This window comes from Hyphomicrobium sp. ghe19 (assembly GCF_902712875.1).
Lineage (GTDB): Bacteria > Pseudomonadota > Alphaproteobacteria > Rhizobiales > Hyphomicrobiaceae > Hyphomicrobium_B.
The window spans coordinates 3459628-3483226 of sequence record NZ_LR743509.1; the positions used below are offsets into that span (position 1 = coordinate 3459628).

Sequence of the window (23599 nt, forward strand, 5' to 3'; positions counted from 1 at the left end):
GTTTCGCGGTCTTGCTTGTTTCACGTTGGATGCTACACCCGGATGCTACACCAAGGCACGGATTGCAACAGGCGACCTGATGAACGTCTTACTCCTCGGCTCGGGCGGCCGCGAGCATGCTCTCGCCTGGACCCTTAGCGCGAGTCCACTTCTGACAAAACTTTTCTGCGCTCCCGGCAATGCCGGCATCGCGGACGTGGCGCAATGTATCCCCATCGATCCGACCAACCAAGACGGCATCATTCAATTCTGCCGCGATGAGCGCATCCAACTCGTCGTTATCGGCCCCGAAGCGCCGCTCGTCGCCGGTCTCGGAGATGCCCTCGGTGCAGCCGGGATTCGTTATTTCGGGCCGACGAAGAGCGCCGCGCAGCTCGAAGGATCGAAGGGCTTCACCAAAGACCTTTGCCGCACCGCCGGCATTCCGACAGCCGCCTATGGCCGTTTCATGGACCCGGCGGCGGCAAAGACCTATCTCGCCGCCCAGAGCCTTCCGATCGTCGTGAAGGCGGACGGTCTGGCGGCGGGCAAAGGCGTCATCATCGCGACGACGCGTGAAGAAGCCGAGGCCGCCGTCGATGCGTGCCTGTCCGGCGCATTCGGCTCGGCCGGAGCCGAAGTCGTCATCGAAGAATTCATGCACGGCGAGGAAGCGAGCTTCTTTGCGCTGTGCGACGGCGTCACCGCGTTGGCGCTCGCGTCGGCTCAAGATCACAAGCGCGTCGGCGACGGCGATACGGGACCGAACACCGGCGGCATGGGCGCCTATTCGCCAGCGCCCGTCGTCACGCCGGAGATGAGCGACCGCGTGATGCGGGAGATCATCGAGCCGACGATCAAGGAAATGGCCGCGCGCGGTACGCCGTTCAAGGGCGTGCTGTTCGCCGGACTGATGATCACTGCGACCGGGCCAAAGCTCATCGAATACAACGTTCGCTTCGGCGATCCCGAGACGCAGGTTTTGATGATGCGCCTCAAATCGGATCTGCTCGCGGCGCTCATCGCGACGACCGACGGCGTGCTTTCGAACTTCGATCTCCGCTGGAGCGACGACGCGGCGCTGACCGTCGTGATGGCCGCCAACGGATATCCCGGGACGCCTCAAAAAGGCACGGAGATCAAGGGTCTGGAGCTTGCTCAGGCGACCCCGAATGTCGAGATCTTCCACGCCGGTACGCGCCGCGAGGACCAACGTCTTATTGCGGACGGCGGCCGCGTGCTAAACGTCACCGGCCGCGGCAAGACGATCGCGGAGGCGCGCGACGCCGCCTACGCGGCGATTGCAAAGATCGATTGGCCGGGCGGCTTCTACCGCAAGGACATCGGCTGGCGCGCGTTGCAGCGAAACGAGACGTGAGCAACCTTATGCTCTAGCGAACAACGGGATACCGGCAACGCATGACCGTCGAGCCCCCCAAAGCATCGCCGTTGAATGGATCCCTTCCGGCCAAGCGGCCGACGATCGGGCTCGCTCTTGGCGGCGGCGGGGCGCGCGGTCTCGCCCATGTCGCGATGATCGAGGCCTTCGATGAACTCGGCATCAAGCCTGACGTGATCGCTGGAACTTCGATCGGCGCTGTCTATGGCGCCGGCTATGCGTCAGGACTATCAGGCCGCGAGCTGTGCGATCATACGCGGTTCATTCTTTCGCAGCGTTTCGGCCTGATCCGCGATCTGTTCACCAAGACGGCACAACCCTTTCAAAAACTCCTCAGCATCTTCGGCGCGAGAAACGCCATTCTCGATCCTTTCGTCGTCCTCGACGTCATTCTGCCGAAAGAGGTGAAGGAGACTTTCGCCGATTGCAAAATCCCGTTGAAGATCGTCGCCTCCGATTTCTACGATCAGGAACCGAGGGTCTTCACCGAGGGCTCACTCAGAACCGCTGTGGCCGCGAGCATGGCGCTGCCGGTGCTCTTTCAGCCTGTCGTCATCGACGGCCACGCTTTCATCGACGGCGGGCTTACAAACCCGTTGCCGTTCGACCTGCTTCTGCCTGAAACGGATATCGTCGTTGCCATCGACGTTTCCGGGTCGCCCGTTCCCGATCCGAGACGCTTGGCGCCGACCGCATTTGCGGCGCTCTTTTCCAGCGCGTTTTTGTTCGAGCGCTCCATCGTCAAGGAAAAGCTGAAGATCAGTCAGCCGGACATTCTGATCAGCGCCGGAACGAGCCAATTTCAAGTTCTCGACTTCCTGAAATACGACGACATTCTCGCGGCCGCGCAACCTGCGAAAGAACGGCTGAAGCAGCAGCTTTCGCGCATTTTGTCGGTCGAGACTTTGCCTGTTCTCGACGGTGCAGATCGCGACCAGAAGGTCGTCGCGATCGCTAAGCGGCCGAAGCGCAGGCTGCTTCCGCGTCCCCGCAAAAGCCGCGAGGCTGAGTAAGCGACGGGACGTCATCCTCGGCCGAGCGCGGCATGGCCGCGTCGAAGGCCGGGGATCCAGCGCAAGGCTCGTCGAAGACGCAATATGGAGCCTTCGGCGTTTCTGATGCTGGATCCCCGAACGGCCTCGCAGGCTCGTCCGTTCGAGGATGACGCAAGGGCGGATCAATCGCGACGCTGTTCGAAGAAGTCTTTCAGCAGGAAGCTCGCCTCGGCTTCGCCGATGCCGGGATATATTTCGGGGGCGTGGTGGCAGGTCGGCTGACTGAATACGCGTGCGCCCTGCTCGACGCCGCCGCCCTTGGGGTCGCTCGCGGCATAGTAAAGGCGTTTCAGGCGGGCGAAGGAGACTGCGGCCGCGCACATCGGGCACGGTTCGAGCGTGACATATAGACTGCAGCCGACGAGGCGCTCGTCCGAGACCTCGGCGCAGGCCGTCCGTATCGCCAGAATTTCCGCGTGGGCCGTGGGGTCTCGAAGCTCTCGCGTCCGGTTTCCCGCTGTCGCCAGAACCTTGCCATCGGGCGAGACGATGACGGCGCCGACAGGCACTTCCCCGCGCTTTGCCGCCGCTTTCGCCTCTTCGAGCGCAAGGGACATATGGCTTACGGCGTCCTTCGATGTCATAAGCTCGCTTCGCTCCCGAAAGCTCAGTGTTACCGATGGCCAGACCACCAAGAACTAAAGTCGCCGAACCCGCCGCTCGCGGACCTGCTCCCGCGCCTGAAAAGCGGGACGGGCCGATGCGCATCGCAAAAGCGATGGCGCGCGCCGGGCTTTGCTCCCGCCGCGAGGCCGAGCGCTGGATTGCCGATGGCCGCGTCAGCGTCAACGGCAAGTTGCTCAGAACACCGGCCGTCGAAGTCAGCCCCAGCGACAAGGTTTTCGTCGACGGCAAGCCGCTGCCTTCGGCCGAGCCACCGCAGCTCTGGCGTTATCATAAGCCGAAAGGCATCGTCACTACGCATTCCGATCCGGAAGGGCGTCCGACCGTTTTCGACAAGATGCCCCCTGAGATGCCGCGCGTGATCTCCGTCGGGCGGCTCGACTATAATACCGAAGGGTTGCTGCTGCTGACCAACGACGGCGCGCTTGCCCGCCATCTGGAGCTGCCCGCGAACGGCTGGGTGCGCCGGTACCGTGTGCGCGCCAAGGGCCGGGTATCGCCGGTCGATCTTGCCAATCTCAAGGACGGCATCACGATCGACGGCATCATCTATGGACCGATCGAAGTCACCATCGATAGTGTGCAGGGCGCCAACACCTGGCTGACGATCGCGATCCGCGAAGGGAAAAACCGCGAAGTCCGGAATGTGCTCGCGCACCTCGGGCTGGTCGTGAACCGCCTCATCCGTATTTCGTTCGGGCCGTTCCAGCTTCTCGATCTTGCCCCCGGCGGGGTCGAAGCGGTGCGGCGGCGCATCCTCGTTCAGCAGCTCGGACCGAAGGCGTCCGAAGCGCTCGGGTTTTCCGAAAGTCAGGCGGACCGCAAGGCGCGACACGCGCGCGGCAAGGCCGCGAGCGAGGCGGACGATTGATGAGGGTCGTTGCCGGACGGTTCCGCGGACGCCCTCTGCAAGCGCCCGATGACATGAAAATTCGCCCGACGTCGGATCGCGTGCGGGAGAGCCTGTTCAATATTCTCGCGCACGGCATCGAGAATTTCTCGCTCGACGGTGCGCGCGTCATCGATCTTTTCGCAGGCACAGGCGCGCTCGGCATCGAAGCCGTGTCGCGCGGGGCCGCCTACTGTCTTTTCGTCGAAGAGGCACCTGACGCCCGCGCGCTCATTCGCACGAACGTCGAAGCTCTCGGGCTCACGGGCGAGACGCGCATCTTCCGCCGCGACGCGACGGACCTCGGTCCGGCCGGCAATATGGAGCCGTACGATCTCGCGTTTCTCGATCCGCCCTATGGCAAAGGCTTGGGTGAAAAGGCGCTGGATGCTCTCGCCCAGGGCAACTGGCTGACGCCCGGTGCGATCTGCGTATTTGAGGAACGGGCCGGCACCAGCGTTGTTGCGCCTCCCGCATTCGAACTGATCGATACGCGGACCTACGGCGATACGGAGGTTCGGCTTTTTAGATTTTCTCGCGGCGGAGCCTAGGCGGCCGGCGCCGGTTCGAGCGGCGCTTGACTCATTGGCGTCTCCTGTCGTGAGACAGCCTCGCGATAGACTTCAACGATAGCATCCCAGCGGCGGACGAAAGCATCGACGCAATCAGGATCAAACTGGCTGCTGCTGCCCTTGACGATTGCAGCACGGGCCTCTTCCAGGCTCCATGCACGCTTATAAGGCCGCTCTGACGTCAGGGCGTCAAATACGTCGGCGACGGCAGCAATTCGACCGACGATTGGAATTTCGGCGCCCTTCAGCCCCCTCGGATAGCCGCAGCCGTCCCAGCGCTCGTGATGGGAGCCGGCGATCTCCGACGCGACCTGGATCAGGCGCGAGCCGCTCCCGGCGAGTATCTCTTCGCCGAAAAGCGTATGCTTCTCCATCAGCGCCCTCTCTTCAGCCGACAATGCGGCCGGCTTCAGCAGCACGGCATCACTAACGCCGATCTTTCCGACATCGTGCATCGGTGCGGCGCGATAGATGATCCTGCACAGCTCGGAGTCGAGACCGAGGCTCTTTGCAATGATGAAAGAATATCGGGCCATTCGCAAAATGTGAGCGCCCGTGTCATTGTCACGGAATTCCGCCGCCCTTGCCAGCCGCAGAATGATTTCTTCCTCCCGCTTCACGATGAGCTGGGTGGCGGATTCCACCTCCGCAGCGAGCCATGCGGCTCGATCCTTGAGCTTCTTTTGTGCCTCTCTCAGCTTCAGCAAGTTTCTAAGCCGGGATTTCGCATCGATATGATCGAAGGGCCGTTGCAGAAAGTCGGTGGCTCCGAGCTCAAGGGCTCTATGTCGGACCGGCGTTTCCTCGCTGGCGGTGATCATGACGATCGGGATGCCGGCGGACCACAGTGCGTTTCGCAGCGCGGCGATGACTTCGAGGCCATCCATTTGCGGCATGTTGTAGTCGACCAGAAACAGATCAACGTCGAGATTTGGCGCGTCAGCCAACGCGCGCGCCGGGTCTGCATAGGTCAGCGGAGTGGCGCCCACAGCGCGAACGAAGTCGCTCATAAAGGCGAGGTTGGCGCGACTATCATCAACAATAAGAATATTCATAAACATCATTCACTATATGAAATCTATGAATTATCCCTTTCCAGCATATCTCACTGAAAAATCGCTATATATCTCAGAATTTGAACGCTTTCGAGCAATGATGGACCGCTAAATACGGACCTCTCGGATAGGCCTAATGGTCGGCCGTTCTGTTCCGGAGTATTTGGCTGAAACCGCTCATTCCATAATAAAAAATGTATAGATAACTCGGCGCTGCCAGCAACGCATATGCGAGCTGAAAGTCGACGTGCTCCTTCAATAGCCCGAAGGCATACGGCATCAGCGCGCCGCCGCAGATCGCCATGATCAAGAGCGCCGAGCCCGTTTCGGTATGAGAGCCGAGCCCCCGGATCGCGAGTGGAAAGATAGCGGGCCACATCATTGCATTGGCGAATCCAAGAGCGGCGATGAATGCGACCGAGGCATATCCCGTCGTGAGGTAAGCGCCGATCGTCAGCGCAACGCCCAGTGCCGCCGAGACGGCGAGATACGTTTGCTGCGAGAAGATCCGCGGAATGACGAGCAGACCAGCGACATAGCCGAGGAGCATGGCGAAGAGCGTGCACGATGTGAACAGTCGCGTTGCGTCGAGCGGCAGGCCGAAGCCCGCTCCGTAGAGACCGATCGCGTCGGCGGCCATGACCTCGACGCCGACGTAAAGGAAGAGGCACAGCACACCGAGCCAGAGGTGCGGAAACGCGAATATGCTCGATGCCGGACGACCGTCAATGTGATCGCGGCCATCGGCGGGCGTGGCGCTGAGGTCAGGCAGCCCTGAGCGCACGATCCATATGCCAAGCATCGCGAGCAATGCCGCCATCAGCATGTAGGGCGCGTGCACGCGGGCGGCGAATGCATCGAGGATGGCTTCGCGGGCCTCGGCGGTCGGCGCGCTCGCCACGTCAGCTTCGAAGCTATCGACGCCCTTCAGCACTAGCGCCGCGAAAACGAAGGGTGCGAGAAAGCCCGCGAACTTGTGACAGATGCCCATGAGGGCGACGCGGCGCGCGGCGGTCTCGTGCGGGCCGAGGATGCATACGTAGGGGTTCGACGCCGTCTGCAGAAGCGAAAGCCCCGCGCCGATGACGAAGAGTCCGGCGAGCGTGCCCGAATATTCGCGCATCGTCGTGAACTCGCCGAACAGGACCGAGCCCGCCGCCATCACGAATAGGCCGATCGCCATGCCGTGCTTCATGCCCGTTCGACGCAAAATCGCCGATGCGGGGAGCGCTAAGAAAAAATACGAGAGATAGAACGCCATCGGCACGAGGAAGGCGTTCACGTCGTCGAGATTGAAGGCGAGCTTGACGAAGGTGATCAACGGTCCGTTGAGCCACGTCACGAAGCCGAAGATGAAGAAAAGCACGCCGATGGCGATGACGCCGCCCGTTTCATCCGCCGGGCTTCGAAGGCTCGATGAGCTCAAGGCGGGCTCTGGCAACGGCATAATCCTAAGTCGGACCAATCAGGAAACCACGAGTACTGCCGAATTCGCGCGGAAATCATCGCCCGGACCATATGGCGGCGACGCCCCGTCGCAGGCAAAGCCTACCTCCACAGCGCGATTTTACTCAGATTATTTTGATTCCTCTCGCCCGGCGTACTATCTGCAAAGGGGAAAAAGGGTGCTTGACGAAAGTATACTTTTTGGACCAACTTACGCTCGATAACCCTACCGGGTGTCCGATGCCGGGGCCTTGAACCCCGTATGATTGGAGCCGAAATTGATTGTCTGCTCGTGCGCCGTAATATCTGACCGCGATATCGATATCGCCGTCTCCGAAATCATGAGCGCGGGGCCCGGCCTGTTGCCGACTCCGGGCGTCGTATTCCGGCACCTCAACAAAAAGATGAACTGCTGCACGTGTGCGCCCGTAACGGTCGCGGTCATTTATCAGGCCATGGACCGCTTGGAGAAGACGACACGCGTTTGCCCGTTTATTCTTGCTGAAGCGCGCGCCAAACTCATCCGCATCGAGGAACGGCGGGTGCAGCGGCAGCACCGCATCAATGCGGAAATCGCACGCCGCGGGCGCCAGCCTCGCCGCGCAATCGCGTAGAACTCTGAAAAACTTTATCTATTTCTTCCGGCCAACTTTGGCGGAAAGCCTCTAGTTAAGCCCGTTCTAATCCGCTACTTGTCTACTTTAGAATGCTTCTGGACTTCGAAACCCAGGGGTGTGAGGCAAGTATTTGGGAGCGGCATATGAAGGGCAACGACGAAGTCATCACCCGGTTGAACGAGGCGCTGAAACTCGAACTGGGTGCCGTAAACCAATATTGGTTGCACTTCCGGCTGCTCGATAACTGGGGCTACAAAAAGCTCGCCAAGAAAGAGCGCAAGGAATCCATCGAGGAAATGCACCACGCCGATCGGCTCATCGATCGGATTATCTTCCTCGAAGGCCATCCGAACCTTCAGTACGTCGCGCCCCTGATGATCGGCGAGAACATTAAGGAAGTTCTCGAATGCGATCTCAAGGGCGAGAACATCGCCCGCGACTACTATAAGACGTCGCGTGAAATCTGCTTCAATGTCGGCGATTACGTATCGATGATGCTGTTCGACGAACTGCTGAAGGACGAAGAGAGCCACATCGATTTCCTCGAGACACAGCTCGAACTTCTCAACTCCATCGGCGTCGCGCTTTACAGCCAGCTCAATGCCGAGAGCGGCGACGAGTCGGACTGATTGGTTTGTATTTGATGGCATCCTCGGGCTTGTCCCGAGGATCCATCGATCTACAGCCCCATAGCGAAATGAATCCTCGGCATAATGCCGAGGATGATTAGAATCGTTTGCAGGGATCGGCGGCTCTTACCTTCGCCCGAACAGGCGCTCGATATCGGTGAGCTTCAGCGCCACGTATGTCGGGCGGCCGTGGTTGCACTGGCCCGAATAGGGCGTCGCCTCCATCTGGCGAAGCAGCGCGTTCATCTCTTCGACCGTCAGCCTACGTCCCGAGCGGACGCTGCCATGACAGGCCATGCGTGACGCCACGCTGTCGAGCCGGTCCTTCAGCGCCCGCGCCGTGCCGTCGCTGCGAAGCTCCGCTGCGAGATCCTTGACGAGGCCCTCGACGTCCGTTTCGCCGAGAAGTGCCGGAACTTCGCGAACCGCGACTGCACCTTCCCCAAAGCTTTCGATCACGAGGCCAAGCTCCGTCAGCTCGCCGCTGCGGGCGACGAGCGTGACCGCGTCGTCATCGTCGAGTTCGACGATGGCCGGGATCAGAAGTCCTTGTCGCGCGACGCCACCATTGGCGAGCGCCGCCTTGAGCTTCTCGTAAACAAGTCGTTCATGCGCCGCGTGCTGATCGACGATGACCAGGCCGTCGCGGGTCTGGGCCACGATGTAGTTCTCGTGGACCTGCGCTCGTACCGCGCCGAGCGGCTTGTCGACAGTCTGCTCCGCTACCGGCTCGGCGAACGTCCGAGCGTCGGCACTCGGCGCGTCGAACACGGCAAACGGCGTCTGCGCCCCTGCAGCAAAGCTTCCGGAGACGACTGGCGCGGCGCGAGGCGGCACCCACTGGTAAGCCGCACCCGATGAAGGCGGCGGAGAGACTGCCGCGCTCGGCAAGATGCCTGCGGCAAAGCTTTCAACCGTCAGCACACCGCCTTGCGCGGACGCTCGATGACCGGCTGTCGCGAGGGCGTCGGAAAGGGCCCGCACCATCAGCGCACGCACGCGCCCGGCGTCGCGAAAGCGAACCTCGGCCTTGGCGGGATGGACGTTCACGTCGACGTCGGACGGCGCTACATCGAGAAACAGCGCCAGTAGCGGTGAGCGGCCACGCGGGATGAGATCGCCGTAAGCGGCGCGGACGGCGCCGATCAGCAGCTTGTCCTTCACCGGGCGTCCATTGACGAACAGGAACTGCTGCGTGCTGTCCTGCCGGTGAAGGGTCGGTAGCCCGGCGAAGCCGAACACGCGCATCGGCGCGGACGCTCCGCTTCCGGCACCCGATACTTCGAGCGCATCGTCCATGAACTCGCGGCCCATGATGGCGCCGATGCGTTCGAGCCACGCGGCAGACGAACGATCGCCGCGCGCGAAGACCGACGGTTTCTTTTCGCCCGTCTGCAACGTAAAGCCGATATCGGGATGGGCCATCGCGAGGCGGCGCACGACGTCGGTCACCGCCATGGCTTCGGCGCGTTCGGACTTCAGAAATTTGAGGCGGGCGGGCGTCGCGGAAAAGAGATCGCGCACTTCGACGACCGTGCCGCGATTGACGGCGGCAGGGCCGACCGGTGCTTTCGATCCGCGCGTGACGACGACGGCCGCACCCTGGTTCGCATCCGCGGGGCGGGACCTGATCTCGAGGCGGGCTATCGAGCCGATGGACGGCAGAGCTTCGCCGCGAAACCCGAGGCAGCGAATGTCGAAGAGATCTTCTTCATCGAGCTTCGACGTGGCGTGCCGTTCGACGGCGAGGACGAGATCGTCCGGCGTCATACCGGAACCGTCGTCCGTCACGCGGATGAGCGACAGGCCGCCGCCGGATATGACGATCTCGATCTGCGTCGCGCCCGCGTCGATCGCGTTTTCGACGAGTTCCTTGACGACGCTCGCCGGACGTTCGACGACTTCGCCCGCCGCGATGCGGTTGACCGTCTCTGGCGAAAGCTGCCGGATCGCCACCCCGTCTGTCCCCTATCGATAAGCGCTCATCAAGCGCCTGTCGCGAGGCGCTCCTTCGTCAAGATTTTTGCAAGCTCGACCGCCGGCTGATCGAACGGATCGACGCCCAGCAGTCGGCCTGCGAGAATCGTTTCGATCATAAAGTGCATCGCCAGCGTGCCCATGGTTTTTTCGTCGAGTTTTGCAATGTCGATTGTTCGCACCGGCCGCCCGGCGCGGGCCAGCGCCTCAGGAACGGCGTGCGATTGGGCGGAAACGATATCGCCGACGGTGTGGCCGCCGAGCATATCGGCGCCCGCAATGCGCGCGAGATCGGGATCGATTCGCGGGCCGACGCCCTGGCTTGCAACGCGAACGACCGTCAGATAATGGTCGCGCGGACCGTCCATGAAGAGTTGGAGCTGGCTGTGCTGATCGAGCGGGCCGAGCGCGCCCAACGGTGTCGTGCCTTCTCCGCCCTTGCCCAGGCTTTCCGCCCAAAGTTGTACGAACCAAGCGGCGAGGCGTCCGAGCCTGTCGGCGTACGGCATCATAACGAGCGTCGAGACGCCCTTCTCCTTCGAAAGCGCAATCGCGGTCGCGGCTCCGACGGCGGGCGCAAAGTCTTCCGGCTTGCTGGATGCGAGCAGCGCATCGACGACGCCCTTGGCGCCCGCACGAATGGCGCGGGGATCGAGGCCGCGCGCGATGGCCGGCATCAGGCCGACGTTGGTCAAGCATGAGAAGCGGCCGCCGATGCCGGTGTGATGCTCGAGCATCGGAATGGCGAACTTCGAGAACAGCGTTCTGAGGCCGTTCGCTTTGCCGGGTTTGTCGGGCTCGGTGATGCCGAGGAAGAGTTTCGGGATCTCGGCTTCGAGACCAGCCGCCTTGACGGCCGTCAGCGCCGCGATGGCCTGCGCCAATGTCTCCGCCGTGCCGCCGGACTTCGACGTCACGATGAACCGCGTCGTTGGAAGATCGAGCGACTGGAGGACGCTTTGCAGCGTGCCGCCGTCGAGGTTGGCGTAGAACCTGGTGCGGGGCCTCGTGCGCTGTCCGGGCAAAGCGACCCCGGCGATATTCCATCCCGCGAATTGGGCGAACAATTCGCCGCCGAGGCTCGATCCGCCGGTTCCGAAGAACACGATCGTTTTCGCGCCCTGGCTCAGGCGCGCGTATGCCGCCTCTGCGTCGGCGATGTCCTGGTCTTCGTCGGCGATGCGAAGAAGCGGGAGCTTGCCGGTGCGATAATCATCTTTCAGGGCTTCGACGTGCGGGCCGATGCGATCGAGCCATGCCGAATGCGCTGAAGGCGCGAGGCCGTATTCGCCTATCGCGCCTTCGAGGCATCCTTCGATGCTCTGCTGAAATGTATGTCCGTCGTGCCGCTGCCCGTCCTGCATCGCCGCTCAACGCTCCTTGTTCAAATCCGTTCCGGCCTAGCCGATTTCGGATGTGCGGCCAAGAGCGCAGAACGAAGCTGACTTTGCGCGGCTAGAAACCGTCTCGCAGGCGTCATCCCCGCGCGCGGGGATCTATGCACGCAAGCGTTCATCGCGAATGGCAGGCTTGGACGGATCCCGGCCTCCGCCGGGATGACGTCCATTGCTTCAGCCCCGATCGGGCGCGGCCAGGACCGGCTGTAACGCTGCGGGCGACGCCGACTTCATGCCGGTCGGCTTGCCGACGATCGTGACGACGAGATCATCCGGCTTCAGCAGCCTCGCGGCGACCCGCTTGGCGTCCTCGACGGTCACCGCGTTGATCAGCTTGTTGCGGTTTTCGACGTAGTCCGGGCCGAAGCCTTCCTGCATCAGCCCCAAGAGCTGAGAGGCGATCTTCGAGTTGGTGTCGAAGCGCAACGCGTAGGAACCGGTGAGATAGTCCTTGGCCGCCTGCAGATCCTCTTTGCTCGGACCGTTCTCGGCCATCTTCTTCATCTCGTTGCGGATGATCGAGAGGCTTTCACCCATCGACGCGTTCTTCGTCGCGACGCTGCCGACGAGAATAGACGTCTGCTGGTAGGGCTGGACGTAGGTGTACACGGAATAGGCAAGTCCGCGTTTCTCGCGCACCTCTTCCATCAGCTTCGCTGAGAAGCCACCGCCGCCGAGGATGTGATTGACGACGAATGCCGTGATGAAGTCCGGGTCCTTGCGCGGCATGGCGCCGAGCCCGAACACGGCGACCGACTGCGGCACGCCCATCTCGACGATCTTCTGGCTTCCGCCCTTCGCCGGCTCCGTATGTGCGACGGGGAAGAGATCGGCTTTCGCCGGGAGCGGCCCGAAGACATCGTCGATGAGCTTGCCGAGTTCGGCGGCCGTGATGTCGCCGACGGCGACGATCTTCAGGTTGTCACGGGCGAACGTGCGCTTGTGATAATCGAGGAGATCGTCACGCGTGATTTTCGCGACGGAATCTACGGTGCCGTTCGACGGGCGCGCGTAGGGATGTCCAGCGAAGGCCTGCGCGTACCATTCGCGCATCGCGACCTTCTCGGGGTCCTTGTCAGCGTAGATCAGGTTGGCTGTCAGCTGCTGGCGAATGCGCTCAACAGCTTCGGTGTCGAAGCGCGGTTTCTGTACGGAAAGCTTCAGAAGCTCGACGGCCTTGTCGCGGTTCGCCGACAGCGTCTCGAACGATCCGTAGAGAGAGTCCTTGCTGTCGTCGTAGCTCATGCGCATGGCGATATCTTCCATGCGCTCCTGATAGTCCTGGGATTTGATGTCACCAGCGCCCTCATCCATCATTGCGGTGAGGAAGTTGGCGAGGCCGGGTTTTCCCGGCGGGTCCTGGCTGTTGCCGCCGTCGAAGGCATACCGCAACGAAATCAGCGGAACGCTGTGCTCTTCGACGAGCCAAGCTTCAATTCCGCCGGGCGATTTTATCTGCTGAATGTTCATTGCGGCTGCTGAGTGACTGACGGATGCGGTGAACAACAAAGCCAGAGCGGGAAGAGCCAAGGCTATGTTGGGACGGACTGCCTTGCGAACAAGCGCAGCAGCCGCACGATAAGAACCTATCATCAATGTCACCTCAATTCGCCGGACGGTGATGCGGCGGGAAGATCTTCGACTTGCGCGACACCCGACTGATCGGGAACGAGATAACCCGTAACGGAATCGTTGAGATCGAGGTACTTGGCGGCGACCTTCTTAACGTCGTCCGCCGTTACCTTCGAAATATTGGCAGGCCAAGCCTCGACGTCGGCGACGGTGCGGCCGACGGCGAGATTCCAACCGTAGCGGCGCGCCAGCGTCGCCTGGTTGTCGCTGTCGTACACGTAATCGGCGAGATAGCTGTTCTTGGCGCGGGTCAGTTCCTGGTCCGTCACGCCGTTCTTCAAGATGTCGGCCAGAACAGCGTCCGAGGCAGCCTCGATCTTCTCGAGCGGCACGCCGTCGGCTGCGACCGCGTAAAGCGAGATCGTTCCGCCGTCGAGGCCGTAGCCCGAATAGTCGCCGCCGGCGCTCGACGCGAGCTTCTGTTCAACGACGAGCTTCTTGTACAGGCGGCTCGTCGATCCGGAGCCCGCGATCTTCATCAGGATATCGAGCGCTTCGGCTTCGCCCGGCTTCGCCGTTACGTAGCTCGGCGCCTGATAGTAGCGCTGGAACGAATAGTTGCCTGCGCGCGGATCTTTCAGCGTCAACCGGCGCGCCACGAGCTGCGGGGGATCGCTCGGACGGTTACGAGTTGACGGAACGCTCGGGTTCGCCGGAATCTTGCCGTACGTTTCGTCGGCGAGCTTCTTCACTTCGTCGACGGTCACATCGCCCGATACGACGAGGATGGCGTTATTCGGCGCATAGTAGTGCTTGTAGAAATCGAGCGCGTTCTGGCGAGAGAGCTTTGCCATCTCGTGGTACCAGCCGATCACCGGCTTGCCGTACGGATGGTTCAGGTAGAGCGCCGCGTTCATCTGCTCATCGAGGATAGATGACGGGTTGTTCTCGATGCGCGAACGGCGTTCCTCGAGAATGACGTCGCGCTCGGTCAGAACTTCCTTCTCGTCGAGACGAAGATTGACCATGCGGTCGGCTTCCATCTCCATCATCTTGCCGAGACGGTCCTTGGCGACGCGCTGAAAGTATGCGGTCGCATCGTTGCCGGTGAAGGCGTTGTCCTGACCACCGAGCCGGCCGACGATCTTGGAGAACTCGCCGACGGGAATCTTGTCGGTCGACTTGAACATGAGATGCTCGAGGAAATGCGCGATGCCGGAGACGCCGCCCACCTCGTCGGCCGCGCCGACCCTGTACCAGACCATGTGGGTCACGACGGGTGACCGGTGGTCTGGAATGACGACGACATCCATGCCGTTCGAAAGTTTGAATTCGGCGGCGCGAGTGGCGCCGTCGGCGGCGTGAGCTTGTGGATTCACTGCGAGCATGAGCACTGCCAATGAGGTTAAGAGGCTAGACCGAAAGCACGTCGCAAGACGCATTATGGCGTTCCTTCGAACCGTAAGAGATAGAGTGCACCGCGACTTTTTTCATCCTAAACCGAACCCGAGTGCCGGGGATTAATCTGCAAAAGGCATAGGAAGCCAGCGTGCGGAATGTCCCGCTAGTGAGCGGCCGTTAGGAAATGAAGTCAAATGACAAGGCGTTCATCTGCGGCCGTTGACATGCGGCGCAATCAGCACTTTTGTGCGACGGAAAAGATTTCGTTATGGGGCCGTTGAGTCGAATTCACTGACTTTGGAAATCGTCGTCCGAATCGTCAGCATTGGTCGAGCCGGTCGTCCATTTCTTTACGGCGTTGAAGATCGACGGTTTGCAAGAGCCGAGCGGACCCGCGGCAGAATCGGCGGAAGAATCGCCACGGAACTGCGCTTCTTCATAGTTTTTCTTGCAGTACTCGGCCTGCTGTCTCTCGAGATCAGCCTGCGAGACCTTCAGCTTTTTGTCGGGATCCTGGATTTCGGCGAGCGTCGGTTGTTCGACCTTGCCGCTGCCTGGCGGCGGTAGCGCCTCGAGGCCGGGCGGCACCACCAGCGGCTGCCGGGCCGCCATCTTGGGGTCGCCCTTCGGGCCGCTGTCGCCATTTAAGCCCATGGCGTCGAAGACTTTGCCGTTCAGCTGAACGCCGTCAAAACCGCCGCAACCCGCCAAGAATAGCGAAGCCGTGACGCAGAGACCGATTTTTCGACCTAATTTCAACGACATGCTTATTTGCTCGTGCCTTTAACCGACACGCCCCCGAGCCCGGATAAGCCGACTTTACGGCGCTAATGCGACTCGCCCCTGAAAGACTCATACAACAGGCCAATGACGCCAGCAACGATGGCCACATCGGCAATGTTGAAGACGTACCAATGGAAGCCGTAGGCGTGGAGCGAGAAGAAATCGGCGACGCCCCCAATGCGCAGCCGGTCAATCGCGTTGCCGATGGCGCCGCCGATGATCAAGCCGAGGCTGATCGCCATGAGCCGGCTTCCCTGCGACCAGTTGAGCCACAACCAGAGGCCAGCGCTCGCCACGATCGCGAAGGCGACCAACAGATATTGGCCCTCGCGGCTTTCCTGATTGAACAGCGAGTAGCTGACGCCGATGTTCTTCACGAAGACCAGGTCGAGAAACGGCGTGACCTCGACGCGGCCCTTCGCCTCGATGCCATAGACGTCCAGCATCCAGAACTTGTGCGCCTGGTCGATGGCGATCGTCGCGAGCGCAATGGTGAGCGCGAGCGCGGCCCATCTGCTCCAGACGAGGCGTCGCGTTTCCGCTAGCTCACTCATGCCGTCACCCCGGAATCGATCTCACGCATTGCCGCCGCGTCGCGCGCCGACAGGTCGGGATAATCTGGATCGGAGCCGACGTCCTTCGTGATGCGCCACGAGCGCGCGCACTTCTTGCCTTCCGCGCGTTTGACGACGACGCCGACCCCGGGCTCGTTCGGAAGCGTGAACGCACCTTCGGGCGCCGGCTCGGTGGAAATCGAGATGTCCGACGTGATTGAAACTTCCGCCATGTCGACACCGTCGAGGCCCGCCATCAGATCGGGATCGGTGATGTAGACTTCGGGTGCGGCTTCGAGCGACGAGCCGATTTTCTTTTCCGCGCGCGCGATTTCGAGAGCGCCCGTTAAGACGCTTCTGACTTCGCGCACCCGGTCCCACTTCGCCGCGAGATTATCGTCGCGCCATTCGCGCGGGATCTTCGGGAAGGAGGCAAGATGCACGCTTTCCGCTTCATCCGGCCGGTAGAGCAGCCAAGCTTCTTCCGCCGTGAACGACAGGATCGGCGCGAGCCAACGGATCAGCGTATCGCATAGCTTATCGATGACGGTGAGCGCCGCCTTTCGTTTCAGACTCGACGGCGCTTCGCAATAAAGCGCGTCCTTGCGGATGTCGAAATAGAACGCCGACAGCTCGGTGTTCATGAACTGCGACAGCAGGCCGACGATCTTGCGGTAATCGTAATGCTCGTAGGCTTTGCGGATTTCGTGATCGAGTTCGGCGAGACGATGCAGCATCAGCCGCTCGAGTTCGAATGGCTTCATGTCCTTCAGGCTAACGGCGTCCTCGGGCTTGAAATGCGCGAGCGCGCCGAGCATCCAGCGCAGCGTGTTCCTCAGCTTGCGGTACGTTTCGGAGAACGTCTTCAGGATTTCGCCGCCGATGCGGAGATCGTCGGAATAATCCGATGCCGCCACCCAGAGCCGCAGTATGTCGGCGCCGGACTTCGCCATCACGTCTTGCGGCGCGACGACGTTGCCGAGCGACTTCGACATCTTCTGTCCCTTCTCATCGAGGACGAAGCCGTGGGTCACCACGATGTCGTAGGGCGCTTCTCCGCGGGTGCCGCAGCTTTCGAGAAGCGACGAATGGAACCAGCCGCGATGCTGATCGGAACCCTCGAGGTACATGACCCGGTCCTGGCCGCCGTCGCGTTTGCGCTTCAAGCCTTTGAAGCCGGGGAAGGCCGTCGGGTCTTCCAGCGTGAAGGCGTGCGTCGAACCTGAATCGAACCAGACGTCGAGCACGTCTTTGACCTGCTCCCACTTCTTGATGTCTTTCGCGGGAATGAAGCCCTTGAGGAAACGTTCCTTCGCGCCTTCCTCGAACCAGACGTCCGCGCCCTTTTCGGCGAATGCCTTCTCGATGCGGGCGGAGAGTTCTTCCGATTTTTCGAAGCCCGGTCCGGGGATGACCTGATCGGTTTCGGTATTGCGGAAGACAGTGATCGGCACGCCCCACGCGCGCTGACGGGAGACGACCCAGTCGGGCCGGTTCTCGATCATGCCGTTGATGCGGTTCTCGCCTGTTTCCGGAACCCACTTGACGCGTTTGATTTCATCGAGCGCGAGGTGGCGAAGGGTCGGTGCGTTGTGGCCGATCCCCCTCTCCCCGCTCGCGGGGAGAGGGCTGGGGTGAGGGGCAGCCCCAGATTCCGGTGCGAGCGGCTGCCCCTCAAGATGAAGAGGCTTATCCATCGCGATGAACCATTGCGGCGTGTTGCGGAAGATGACCGGTTTCTTCGAACGCCACGAGTGTGGATACTGATGCTTCAGGCGGCCGCGAGCGATGATGTTGCCGGCTTCCGCCAGCGCCTTGATGACGGCGTCGTTGGCGTCGCCTTTGTCACCGTTCTCCTTCAGCACCCGCTTGCCTTCGAAGCCGGGCGCTGCCTTCGTCATGACGCCGTCGGCGTCGACGGTGAACGGCACGGTCGGATCGATGCCCTGATCGCGCAGCGCTTTCTGGTTCTTCGTCCAGATAATGTAGTCGTCGGCGCCGTGGCCGGGCGCCGTGTGGACGAAGCCCGTACCCGTATCGTCAGTCACGTGATCGCCGTCGAGCAGCGGCACGTCGAATGCGTAGCCGAGGTCGCGCAGCGGATGCTCGCAGACGAGATGCCGTAGGTCGAAGGCGCTGACGGGCCAGCGCCGCTCATAAGCCTCGACCTTCGCCGCCTTCATGACGTCGGCGGCGAGCTTGTCGGCGAGGACGTAGCGATCGCCCTTCTTCGCCCAATTGTTTTCCGGCGCTTCCGTGACCTCGTAGAGGCCATACTCGATGCGCGACGAGAAGCTGATCGCGCGGTTGCCCGGGATCGTCCACGGTGTCGTCGTCCAGATGACGACCGAGGCTCCGAGCAAATTCTCCGGCGTTACCTCGGGATGGATCTCGGGCGGGGTTTCGGCTGCCGAAAAGTCCTCGGCCGTCGGCAGGGGCTTCACGGGGAACTTCACCCAGATCATATCGGACTGATAGTCCTGGTATTCGACCTCGGCCTCGGCCAGTGCGGTCTTTTCGACGACCGACCACATGACGGGCTTGGAACCGCGATAGAGCTGGCCAGTCGCTGCGAACTTCATCAATTCGCGCGCGATGATGCTTTCGGCGCGGTAGTCCATCGTCGAGTACGGCCGCTCCCAGTCGCCGACGACGCCCAAGCGCTTGAACTCATCGCGCTGGATGTTCAGCCAGTGAGCGGCAAACTTCCGGCATTCGTCGCGGAAGGCGTTGATGGCGACCGGATCGGAGAAATTCGGCTTCTCCTTGCCTTTCGCGCGATACTGCTCCTCGATCTTCCATTCGATCGGGAGGCCGTGGCAATCCCAGCCCGGCACGTAGTTGGAATCGTGGCCGAGCATCTGCTGCGATTTGACGACCAGGTCCTTCAGGATCTTGTTCAGCGCGTGGCCGATGTGGATGTTGCCGTTGGCGTACGGCGGGCCGTCGTGCAGCGTGAACTTCACGCGGCCTTTGGATTGCGAGCGCAGCTTTTCATAGAGGCCGATCTCGTCCCAGCGCTTGAGGAGCTTCGGCTCCAATTCCGGCAAACCGGCGCGCATCGGGAAATCGGTCGCGGGCAGGAACAGCGTCTTGCTCCAGTCGCGGCCGCCGTCGGCTGCCGGAGCTTGTGTTGCAGCGCCTGCCTTGCCGGCGGCCTTTGCGTCTTTCGACATCGGGTAAACTTTCAATTCCAAAGAAAATCAGCGCGGGTTCTAGCAAGGTGCGCCCGTCAAGTCATCCCGCGGCCCCGTCGCCACGCCGGAACCATTTTTTATAACGTCATCCCCGCGTAGGCGGGCATCCGGCCAACTTTCCGGCCTGGACAGATCCCGGCCTTCGCCGGGATGACGCAGCTAGGATCAGGCCTTAGCCAGAACCGCCTGCACCTTGGCGATATCTTCGTCCATCTGCGCGACGAGTTCCTCGACCGAGCGGAATTTGCGGTCGCCGCGAATAAAGTCGATGAATTCGACCTCCATTTCGCGGCCGTAAAGGTCGCCGTTGAAGTCGAACAAGTAAACTTCGAGGACGGGCATTCCGTCATCGAACGTCGGGCGCGTGCCGAGATAGGCCGCCGCGTCGTGGGGCACGCCGTCGAAATACGCTCGGACAGCGTATATGCCGTGGCCGAGCGTCGTGCCTTTCGGCATCGGCAGGTTGGCGGTCGGATAGCCCATATCCGTTCCGCGCTTGGCGCCGCCGACCACCCGGCCCGCGACGCGCCACGGGGAGCCAAGCACGTGGGCTGCGCCCTTCACGTCGCCCTGGGCGAGGTAGAGCCTTACGGCGGACGACGAAAACGGTTCGCCTGCTTCCGCGATCGGGGGCATGACGGTCACTCCAAAACCAAGTTCTTCTCCGGCGCGAACCATCAGCTCGGGATTGCCGCCGCGCTTATGGCCGAAATAGAAATCGTAGCCGATGACGACGTGAACGACGCCAAGCCCCGCGACGAGCACACGCTCGATGAAATGTTCGGCGGTCAGCGCGGCGAGTTCGGCGTTGAAGGGCTCGACGACGGCGATGTCGACGCCAAGCGTCTCAAGCAGCACGAGCTTCCGCTTCAACGGGGTCAGACGGAAGTGCGCCTCGTTCGGCTGGAAGAACTCGCGCGGATGCGGTTCGAAGATCATCACGGATGATGACGCCTTGGCTTTCCGCGCTTGCGCCTTCGCCTCAGCGATCAGCGCGCGATGTCCGCGATGAACGCCATCGAAATTTCCGATGGCGATGGCGGAGCCCCGAAACTCCGGCGAAACATGCTTGTGACCATGAATGACGTGCATGTCTGGCGCGGCTTCGCCGGTCTCCGAGATCTGCGAACGTACCTTCGATTATCGCGGCCGGCGGGGAACCATCAGCACCGCCTCGCCCGTCAAAACCGGTTTGCCGGCGACAGTGCAGAGGCACTCGAACCGGGCCCGCTTCTTGTCGGGTATCAGCTCGACGAGCTTGACGAGGGTTTCGACGCGATCGTCGATCTTGACCGGGCCTTTGAAGAACAGCGACTGGGAAACGTAAATAGCGCCGGGGCCGGGAAGTTTCATTCCGAAGATGGCCGAGATGTAGCCAGCGGAAAGAATGCCGTGAGCGATACGCTCCTTGAAGATCGTCTTGGCGGCGTATTCGGCGTCGAGATGTACGGGGTTGTAGTCACCCGACAGGGCCGCGTAGGCGACGATATCCGCCTCGCCCACGATCCTCGACATCGAGGCTTCCTGCCCGACTTCTAGATCCTCGAAATACTTTGTCCGGCCGGCGGTTGCGAGCATTAAGCGTCCCTGCACGTTATGGCCCGATCGACGAACGGGCTTTTTTCGGGGACATTAACCCGTCATAAACACGGGCCGCAACCGCGGCGCTGCCGATCTGGCTGCGGCCTTGTTGCAGTTGCCTTGGCTTTGAGCCTTGCGTGACGCCCTGCCGAAGCGTTATACAGGCGTATTCCCTTTATTTACCGTTTTACTGGCTTTCGCTGACCCCCGGCGAAAGACCGAAAGAGGACACCCATGAGCGACCGCCGCCCCCTGATGCCGAAAGCCACCGCCGTTTGGCTGGTGGAAAACACGGCGCTCTCGTTTGACCAGATCGCTGAGTTCTGCGGTCTCCATCCGCTCGAGGTCAAGGGTATCGCCGATGGCGAGGTGGCACAGGGCATCAAAGGCATGGACCCCGTCACGAACGGGCAGCTGACGCGCGAAGAGATTGCGCGGGCCGAAAAGGACGGGAAATACAAACTGCACCTCGCGGAAAGCAAGGTGCAGCTGCCGCCGCTTCCGCAGACGCGCAAGGGTCCTCGTTACACGCCCGTGTCTCGCCGTCACGACCGGCCGAACGCGGTGCTGTGGATTCTTCGCAACCATCCGGAACTCAAGGACAGCCAGATCATGCGCCTCGTCGGCACGACCAAGCCGACGATCGCTCAGATCCGCGACCGGACGCACTGGAACTCTGCCCAGCTGACGCCGCAGGACCCGGTGACGCTCGGCCTCTGCTCGCAGGTCGACCTCGATGCCGAAGTGAAAAAGGCTGCGCGCCGCACGGGCGGCGACCGCAAGGAGGCAGGCGACGAGGAGAAGGCCGGAACGCTTCTCCCGACGTCGGAGACCACCGCTTCGCCCGCGCGCGCCGAGATCCTGGCGCCGAAGGGCCCGGAAGAGGCTGCCGAGGAAACACCGGAGCAAGAGCAGGCGCGTGTTCTCGCGAAGCTCAAGGGCATGACGCCCAAGGAAGCAGAACCAGAGGACGAATAAACTCTGGTGGACGGCGGCCGGCGTCTGCCGGCCGATGCCTCCCTCATCCCGTTTGGGGGCTATGCGGGCCTTTCGTTCTAATTTTTTGGTCGCCGGCGTTTGCCGAGATGACTCGCTTGAAACTTGACAGCCGAAGGCGTTCCCGGTCTCAAATCCGGCATTGTCGGCCGTTTCCGGTTTCGCTAGCGTCGCCGCAATCAAAAAATGCTTTCGGCCGTTGAGAGCTTGGAGCTAGGTAGGAACCCGGGGCACCGATCGTGACGAACCCATTTGAGCAGCATCTCGATAAGAACGCAGCGAACTTCCAGCCGCTGACACCCCTGTCATTCCTTTCCCGTTCGGCGCTTGCCGCTCCGAACCACACGGCCATCATTCACGGCGACGCGCGTCTCACGTACGCCGAATTCTACGCCCGCTGCCGTCAGCTCGCCTCGGCTCTCGCCCAGCTCTCCATCGGAACCGGCGATACCGTATCCGTGATGTTGGCGAATACGCCGCCGATGCTGGAAGCCCATTACGGTGTCCCGATGACGGGCGCGGTTCTTCACACGATCAACACGCGGCTCGACCCGGCGATCATCGCGTTCCAGCTCGATCACGCCGGAACGAAGGTGCTGATTACCGACCGCGAGTTCTCGTCCGTCGTGAAGGCTGCTCTCGAGCTCGCGACCGTGAAGCCGATCGTCATCGACTACAACGATCCGGAATTTCCGCAGACGGGCGAAGCGCTCTCGACGGAGGACTACGAAGCGTTCGTCTCCAAGGGCGATCCGAATTTCGAATGGCGTTGGCCGGCCGACGAGTGGGAAGCGATCTCGCTCAATTACACGTCCGGCACGACGGGCAACCCGAAAGGCGTTGTCTATCATCACCGCGGCGCGGCGCTGATGTGCTACGCGAACGTCATTTCGACCGGCATGACACGTTTTCCCGTGTACCTCTGGACGCTGCCGATGTTCCATTGCAACGGCTGGTGTTTCCCATGGGCCGTGACGATGCTTCAAGGCACGCACGTTTGCCTCCGATGGGTGCGCGCCAAGGCGATGTACGATTCCATCGTTACGCATAACGTTACGCACCTGTCCGGCGCGCCGATCGTCATGTCGACGCTTCTCAACGCGACGGACGACGAGAGGCAGAAGATCGGGCATGTCGTTGCATTCAACCATGCCGCGGCGCCGCCGCCCGCGTCGGTCATGGCCGCGATGGCGGATGCCGGTTTTGAGCTGACGCATCTTTACGGACTGACCGAGACGTACGGCCCGGCGACGATCAACGAGTGGGACGAGTCGTGGAACGACCTGCCTCCGCTCGAACGTGGCGCCAAGCGTATCCGCCAGGGCATTCGCTACGTCGCGCTCGAAGACCTCACCGTACTCGACGCCGAGACGATGAAGAAAGTTCCGGCCGACGGCGAGACGCTGGGCGAGGTCATGTTCCGCGGCAACATCGTGATGAAGGGCTATCTCAAGAACCCGAAAGCGACGGACGAAGCGTTCGCGGGTGGATGGTTCCATTCCGGCGACATCGGCGTCTTGCATCCCGACGGCTACATTCAGCTGAAGGACCGCTCGAAAGACATCATCATCTCGGGTGGCGAGAACATCTCTTCGATCGAAGTCGAGGAGGTGCTCTACAAGCATCCCGCCGTCGCATTCTGCGCGGTCGTTGCGAAGCCCGACGACAAGTGGGGCGAGACGCCGTGCGCCTTCATCGAGCTTCGGCCGGGCGCGACGGCGACGGCCGACGAGATCATCGAATGGTGCAGATCAGGTCTCGCGCGCTACAAGGTTCCCCGTCATATCGTCTTCTCTGAAGTTCCGAAAACGTCGACCGGCAAGATCCAGAAATTCAAACTGCGCGAGTTGGCAAAAGAGGCGTGAGCTTTGCGGCT

General features: G+C 61.7%; 20 protein-coding genes. 8 read left to right on the forward strand and 12 right to left on the reverse strand.

What is annotated here, in order from left to right; translation table 11 throughout:
* The first annotated feature begins 79 nt into the window (after positions 1 to 79).
* Complete coding sequence (gene purD, locus AACL53_RS16370) at positions 80 to 1357, forward strand: phosphoribosylamine--glycine ligase (protein WP_339085600.1); 1278 nt, start codon at positions 80 to 82, stop codon at positions 1355 to 1357.
* 41 nt (positions 1358 to 1398) lie between these two features.
* Positions 1399 to 2391: a patatin-like phospholipase family protein gene (locus tag AACL53_RS16375; protein WP_339085601.1), complete on the forward strand. Its 993-nt coding sequence runs from the start codon at positions 1399 to 1401 to the stop codon at positions 2389 to 2391.
* A 164-nt stretch (positions 2392 to 2555) separates the two neighbouring features.
* On the opposite strand, the gene AACL53_RS16380 is transcribed toward AACL53_RS16375, so the two are convergent.
* Positions 2556 to 3017 carry a nucleoside deaminase gene (locus AACL53_RS16380; RefSeq protein WP_339085602.1) on the reverse strand — a complete coding sequence of 154 codons (462 nt, stop codon included), beginning with the start codon at positions 3015 to 3017 and terminating at the stop codon, positions 2556 to 2558.
* 116 nt (positions 3018 to 3133) lie between these two features.
* Here AACL53_RS16380 and AACL53_RS16385 point away from each other — a divergent pair, with 116 nt between their 5' ends.
* On the forward strand, positions 3134 to 3928 hold the full coding sequence (locus AACL53_RS16385) for a pseudouridine synthase (RefSeq protein ID WP_339085603.1): 795 nt from the start codon (positions 3134 to 3136) through the stop codon (positions 3926 to 3928).
* Positions 3928 to 4497 carry a 16S rRNA (guanine(966)-N(2))-methyltransferase RsmD gene (gene rsmD / locus AACL53_RS16390; protein WP_339085604.1) on the forward strand — a complete coding sequence of 190 codons (570 nt, stop codon included), beginning with the start codon at positions 3928 to 3930 and terminating at the stop codon, positions 4495 to 4497. The genes AACL53_RS16385 and rsmD overlap by 1 nt, the downstream gene beginning before the upstream one ends.
* Here rsmD and AACL53_RS16395 read toward each other — a convergent pair.
* Positions 4494 to 5573, reverse strand: coding sequence for an HD domain-containing phosphohydrolase (locus AACL53_RS16395; protein ID WP_339085605.1), 1080 nt, complete (start codon positions 5571 to 5573; stop codon positions 4494 to 4496). The two genes, rsmD and AACL53_RS16395, sit on opposite strands and share 4 nt — an antisense overlap.
* A gap of 133 nt (positions 5574 to 5706) precedes the next feature.
* A complete protein-coding gene (locus AACL53_RS16400; protein WP_339085606.1) occupies positions 5707 to 6999 on the reverse strand; it encodes a sugar MFS transporter in 1293 nt (430 codons plus the stop codon).
* A 298-nt stretch (positions 7000 to 7297) separates the two neighbouring features.
* Here AACL53_RS16400 and AACL53_RS16405 point away from each other — a divergent pair, with 298 nt between their 5' ends.
* Positions 7298 to 7633, forward strand: a complete 336-nt coding sequence (locus tag AACL53_RS16405; RefSeq protein ID WP_339085607.1) for a bacterioferritin-associated ferredoxin — start codon at positions 7298 to 7300, stop codon at positions 7631 to 7633.
* A 146-nt stretch (positions 7634 to 7779) separates the two neighbouring features.
* Positions 7780 to 8265, forward strand: coding sequence for a bacterioferritin (bfr, locus tag AACL53_RS16410; protein WP_339085608.1), 486 nt, complete (start codon positions 7780 to 7782; stop codon positions 8263 to 8265).
* Between the two features lie 126 nt (positions 8266 to 8391).
* Here bfr and mutL read toward each other — a convergent pair whose 3' ends face one another.
* The 9 genes from mutL to AACL53_RS16455 form a co-directional block, all read right to left on the reverse strand.
* Positions 8392 to 10221, reverse strand: coding sequence for a DNA mismatch repair endonuclease MutL (gene mutL, locus AACL53_RS16415; RefSeq protein WP_339085609.1), 1830 nt, complete (start codon positions 10219 to 10221; stop codon positions 8392 to 8394).
* A 29-nt stretch (positions 10222 to 10250) separates the two neighbouring features.
* Positions 10251 to 11606 (reverse strand): glucose-6-phosphate isomerase, encoded by a 1356-nt coding sequence (locus AACL53_RS16420; RefSeq protein ID WP_339085610.1) that lies wholly within the window; start codon positions 11604 to 11606, stop codon positions 10251 to 10253.
* 207 nt (positions 11607 to 11813) lie between these two features.
* Complete coding sequence (locus tag AACL53_RS16425) at positions 11814 to 13232, reverse strand: pitrilysin family protein (protein ID WP_339085611.1); 1419 nt, start codon at positions 13230 to 13232, stop codon at positions 11814 to 11816.
* A gap of 5 nt (positions 13233 to 13237) precedes the next feature.
* Positions 13238 to 14599, reverse strand: coding sequence for a pitrilysin family protein (locus AACL53_RS16430; protein WP_339085612.1), 1362 nt, complete (start codon positions 14597 to 14599; stop codon positions 13238 to 13240).
* A gap of 301 nt (positions 14600 to 14900) precedes the next feature.
* Entirely contained in the window at positions 14901 to 15377 is a 477-nt protein-coding gene (locus tag AACL53_RS16435; protein ID WP_339085613.1) for a hypothetical protein, read from the reverse strand.
* A 62-nt stretch (positions 15378 to 15439) separates the two neighbouring features.
* Positions 15440 to 15949: a signal peptidase II gene (gene lspA, locus AACL53_RS16440; protein ID WP_339085614.1), complete on the reverse strand. Its 510-nt coding sequence runs from the start codon at positions 15947 to 15949 to the stop codon at positions 15440 to 15442.
* A complete protein-coding gene (gene ileS, locus AACL53_RS16445; RefSeq protein WP_339085615.1) occupies positions 15946 to 19125 on the reverse strand; it encodes an isoleucine--tRNA ligase in 3180 nt (1059 codons plus the stop codon). The genes lspA and ileS overlap by 4 nt, the downstream gene beginning before the upstream one ends.
* A gap of 186 nt (positions 19126 to 19311) precedes the next feature.
* Complete coding sequence (locus tag AACL53_RS16450; protein ID WP_339085617.1) at positions 19312 to 20238, reverse strand: bifunctional riboflavin kinase/FAD synthetase; 927 nt, start codon at positions 20236 to 20238, stop codon at positions 19312 to 19314.
* A 48-nt stretch (positions 20239 to 20286) separates the two neighbouring features.
* Positions 20287 to 20724 (reverse strand): MaoC family dehydratase, encoded by a 438-nt coding sequence (locus tag AACL53_RS16455; RefSeq protein ID WP_339085618.1) that lies wholly within the window; start codon positions 20722 to 20724, stop codon positions 20287 to 20289.
* A gap of 237 nt (positions 20725 to 20961) precedes the next feature.
* Here AACL53_RS16455 and AACL53_RS16460 point away from each other — a divergent pair, with 237 nt between their 5' ends.
* Positions 20962 to 21705, forward strand: coding sequence for a DUF1013 domain-containing protein (locus tag AACL53_RS16460; protein ID WP_339085620.1), 744 nt, complete (start codon positions 20962 to 20964; stop codon positions 21703 to 21705).
* A 257-nt stretch (positions 21706 to 21962) separates the two neighbouring features.
* Complete coding sequence (locus tag AACL53_RS16465) at positions 21963 to 23588, forward strand: acyl-CoA synthetase (RefSeq protein WP_339085622.1); 1626 nt, start codon at positions 21963 to 21965, stop codon at positions 23586 to 23588.
* Positions 23589 to 23599 lie beyond the last annotated feature (11 nt).

Bases quoted from the DNA above. Each gene is read 5' to 3' on its own strand.
- AACL53_RS16450 (WP_339085617.1), bottom strand. From the start codon at position 20,238: ATGCACGTCATTCATGGTCACAAGCATGTTTCGCCGGAGTTTCGGGGC.
- purD (WP_339085600.1), top strand. From the start codon at position 80: ATGAACGTCTTACTCCTCGGCTCGGGCGGCCGCGAGCATGCTCTCGCC.
- AACL53_RS16380 (WP_339085602.1), bottom strand. From the start codon at position 3,017: ATGACATCGAAGGACGCCGTAAGCCATATGTCCCTTGCGCTCGAAGAG.
- rsmD (WP_339085604.1), top strand. From the start codon at position 3,928: ATGAGGGTCGTTGCCGGACGGTTCCGCGGACGCCCTCTGCAAGCGCCC.
- AACL53_RS16425 (WP_339085611.1), bottom strand. From the start codon at position 13,232: ATGATAGGTTCTTATCGTGCGGCTGCTGCGCTTGTTCGCAAGGCAGTC.
- AACL53_RS16375 (WP_339085601.1), top strand. From the start codon at position 1,399: ATGACCGTCGAGCCCCCCAAAGCATCGCCGTTGAATGGATCCCTTCCG.
- AACL53_RS16435 (WP_339085613.1), bottom strand. From the start codon at position 15,377: ATGTCGTTGAAATTAGGTCGAAAAATCGGTCTCTGCGTCACGGCTTCG.
- AACL53_RS16420 (WP_339085610.1), bottom strand. From the start codon at position 11,606: ATGCAGGACGGGCAGCGGCACGACGGACATACATTTCAGCAGAGCATC.
- ileS (WP_339085615.1), bottom strand. From the start codon at position 19,125: ATGTCGAAAGACGCAAAGGCCGCCGGCAAGGCAGGCGCTGCAACACAA.
- AACL53_RS16385 (WP_339085603.1), top strand. From the start codon at position 3,134: ATGCGCATCGCAAAAGCGATGGCGCGCGCCGGGCTTTGCTCCCGCCGC.
- AACL53_RS16395 (WP_339085605.1), bottom strand. From the start codon at position 5,573: ATGAATATTCTTATTGTTGATGATAGTCGCGCCAACCTCGCCTTTATG.
- lspA (WP_339085614.1), bottom strand. From the start codon at position 15,949: ATGAGTGAGCTAGCGGAAACGCGACGCCTCGTCTGGAGCAGATGGGCC.
- AACL53_RS16430 (WP_339085612.1), bottom strand. From the start codon at position 14,599: ATGCTCGCAGTGAATCCACAAGCTCACGCCGCCGACGGCGCCACTCGC.
- AACL53_RS16460 (WP_339085620.1), top strand. From the start codon at position 20,962: ATGAGCGACCGCCGCCCCCTGATGCCGAAAGCCACCGCCGTTTGGCTG.
- bfr (WP_339085608.1), top strand. From the start codon at position 7,780: ATGAAGGGCAACGACGAAGTCATCACCCGGTTGAACGAGGCGCTGAAA.
- AACL53_RS16455 (WP_339085618.1), bottom strand. From the start codon at position 20,724: ATGCTCGCAACCGCCGGCCGGACAAAGTATTTCGAGGATCTAGAAGTC.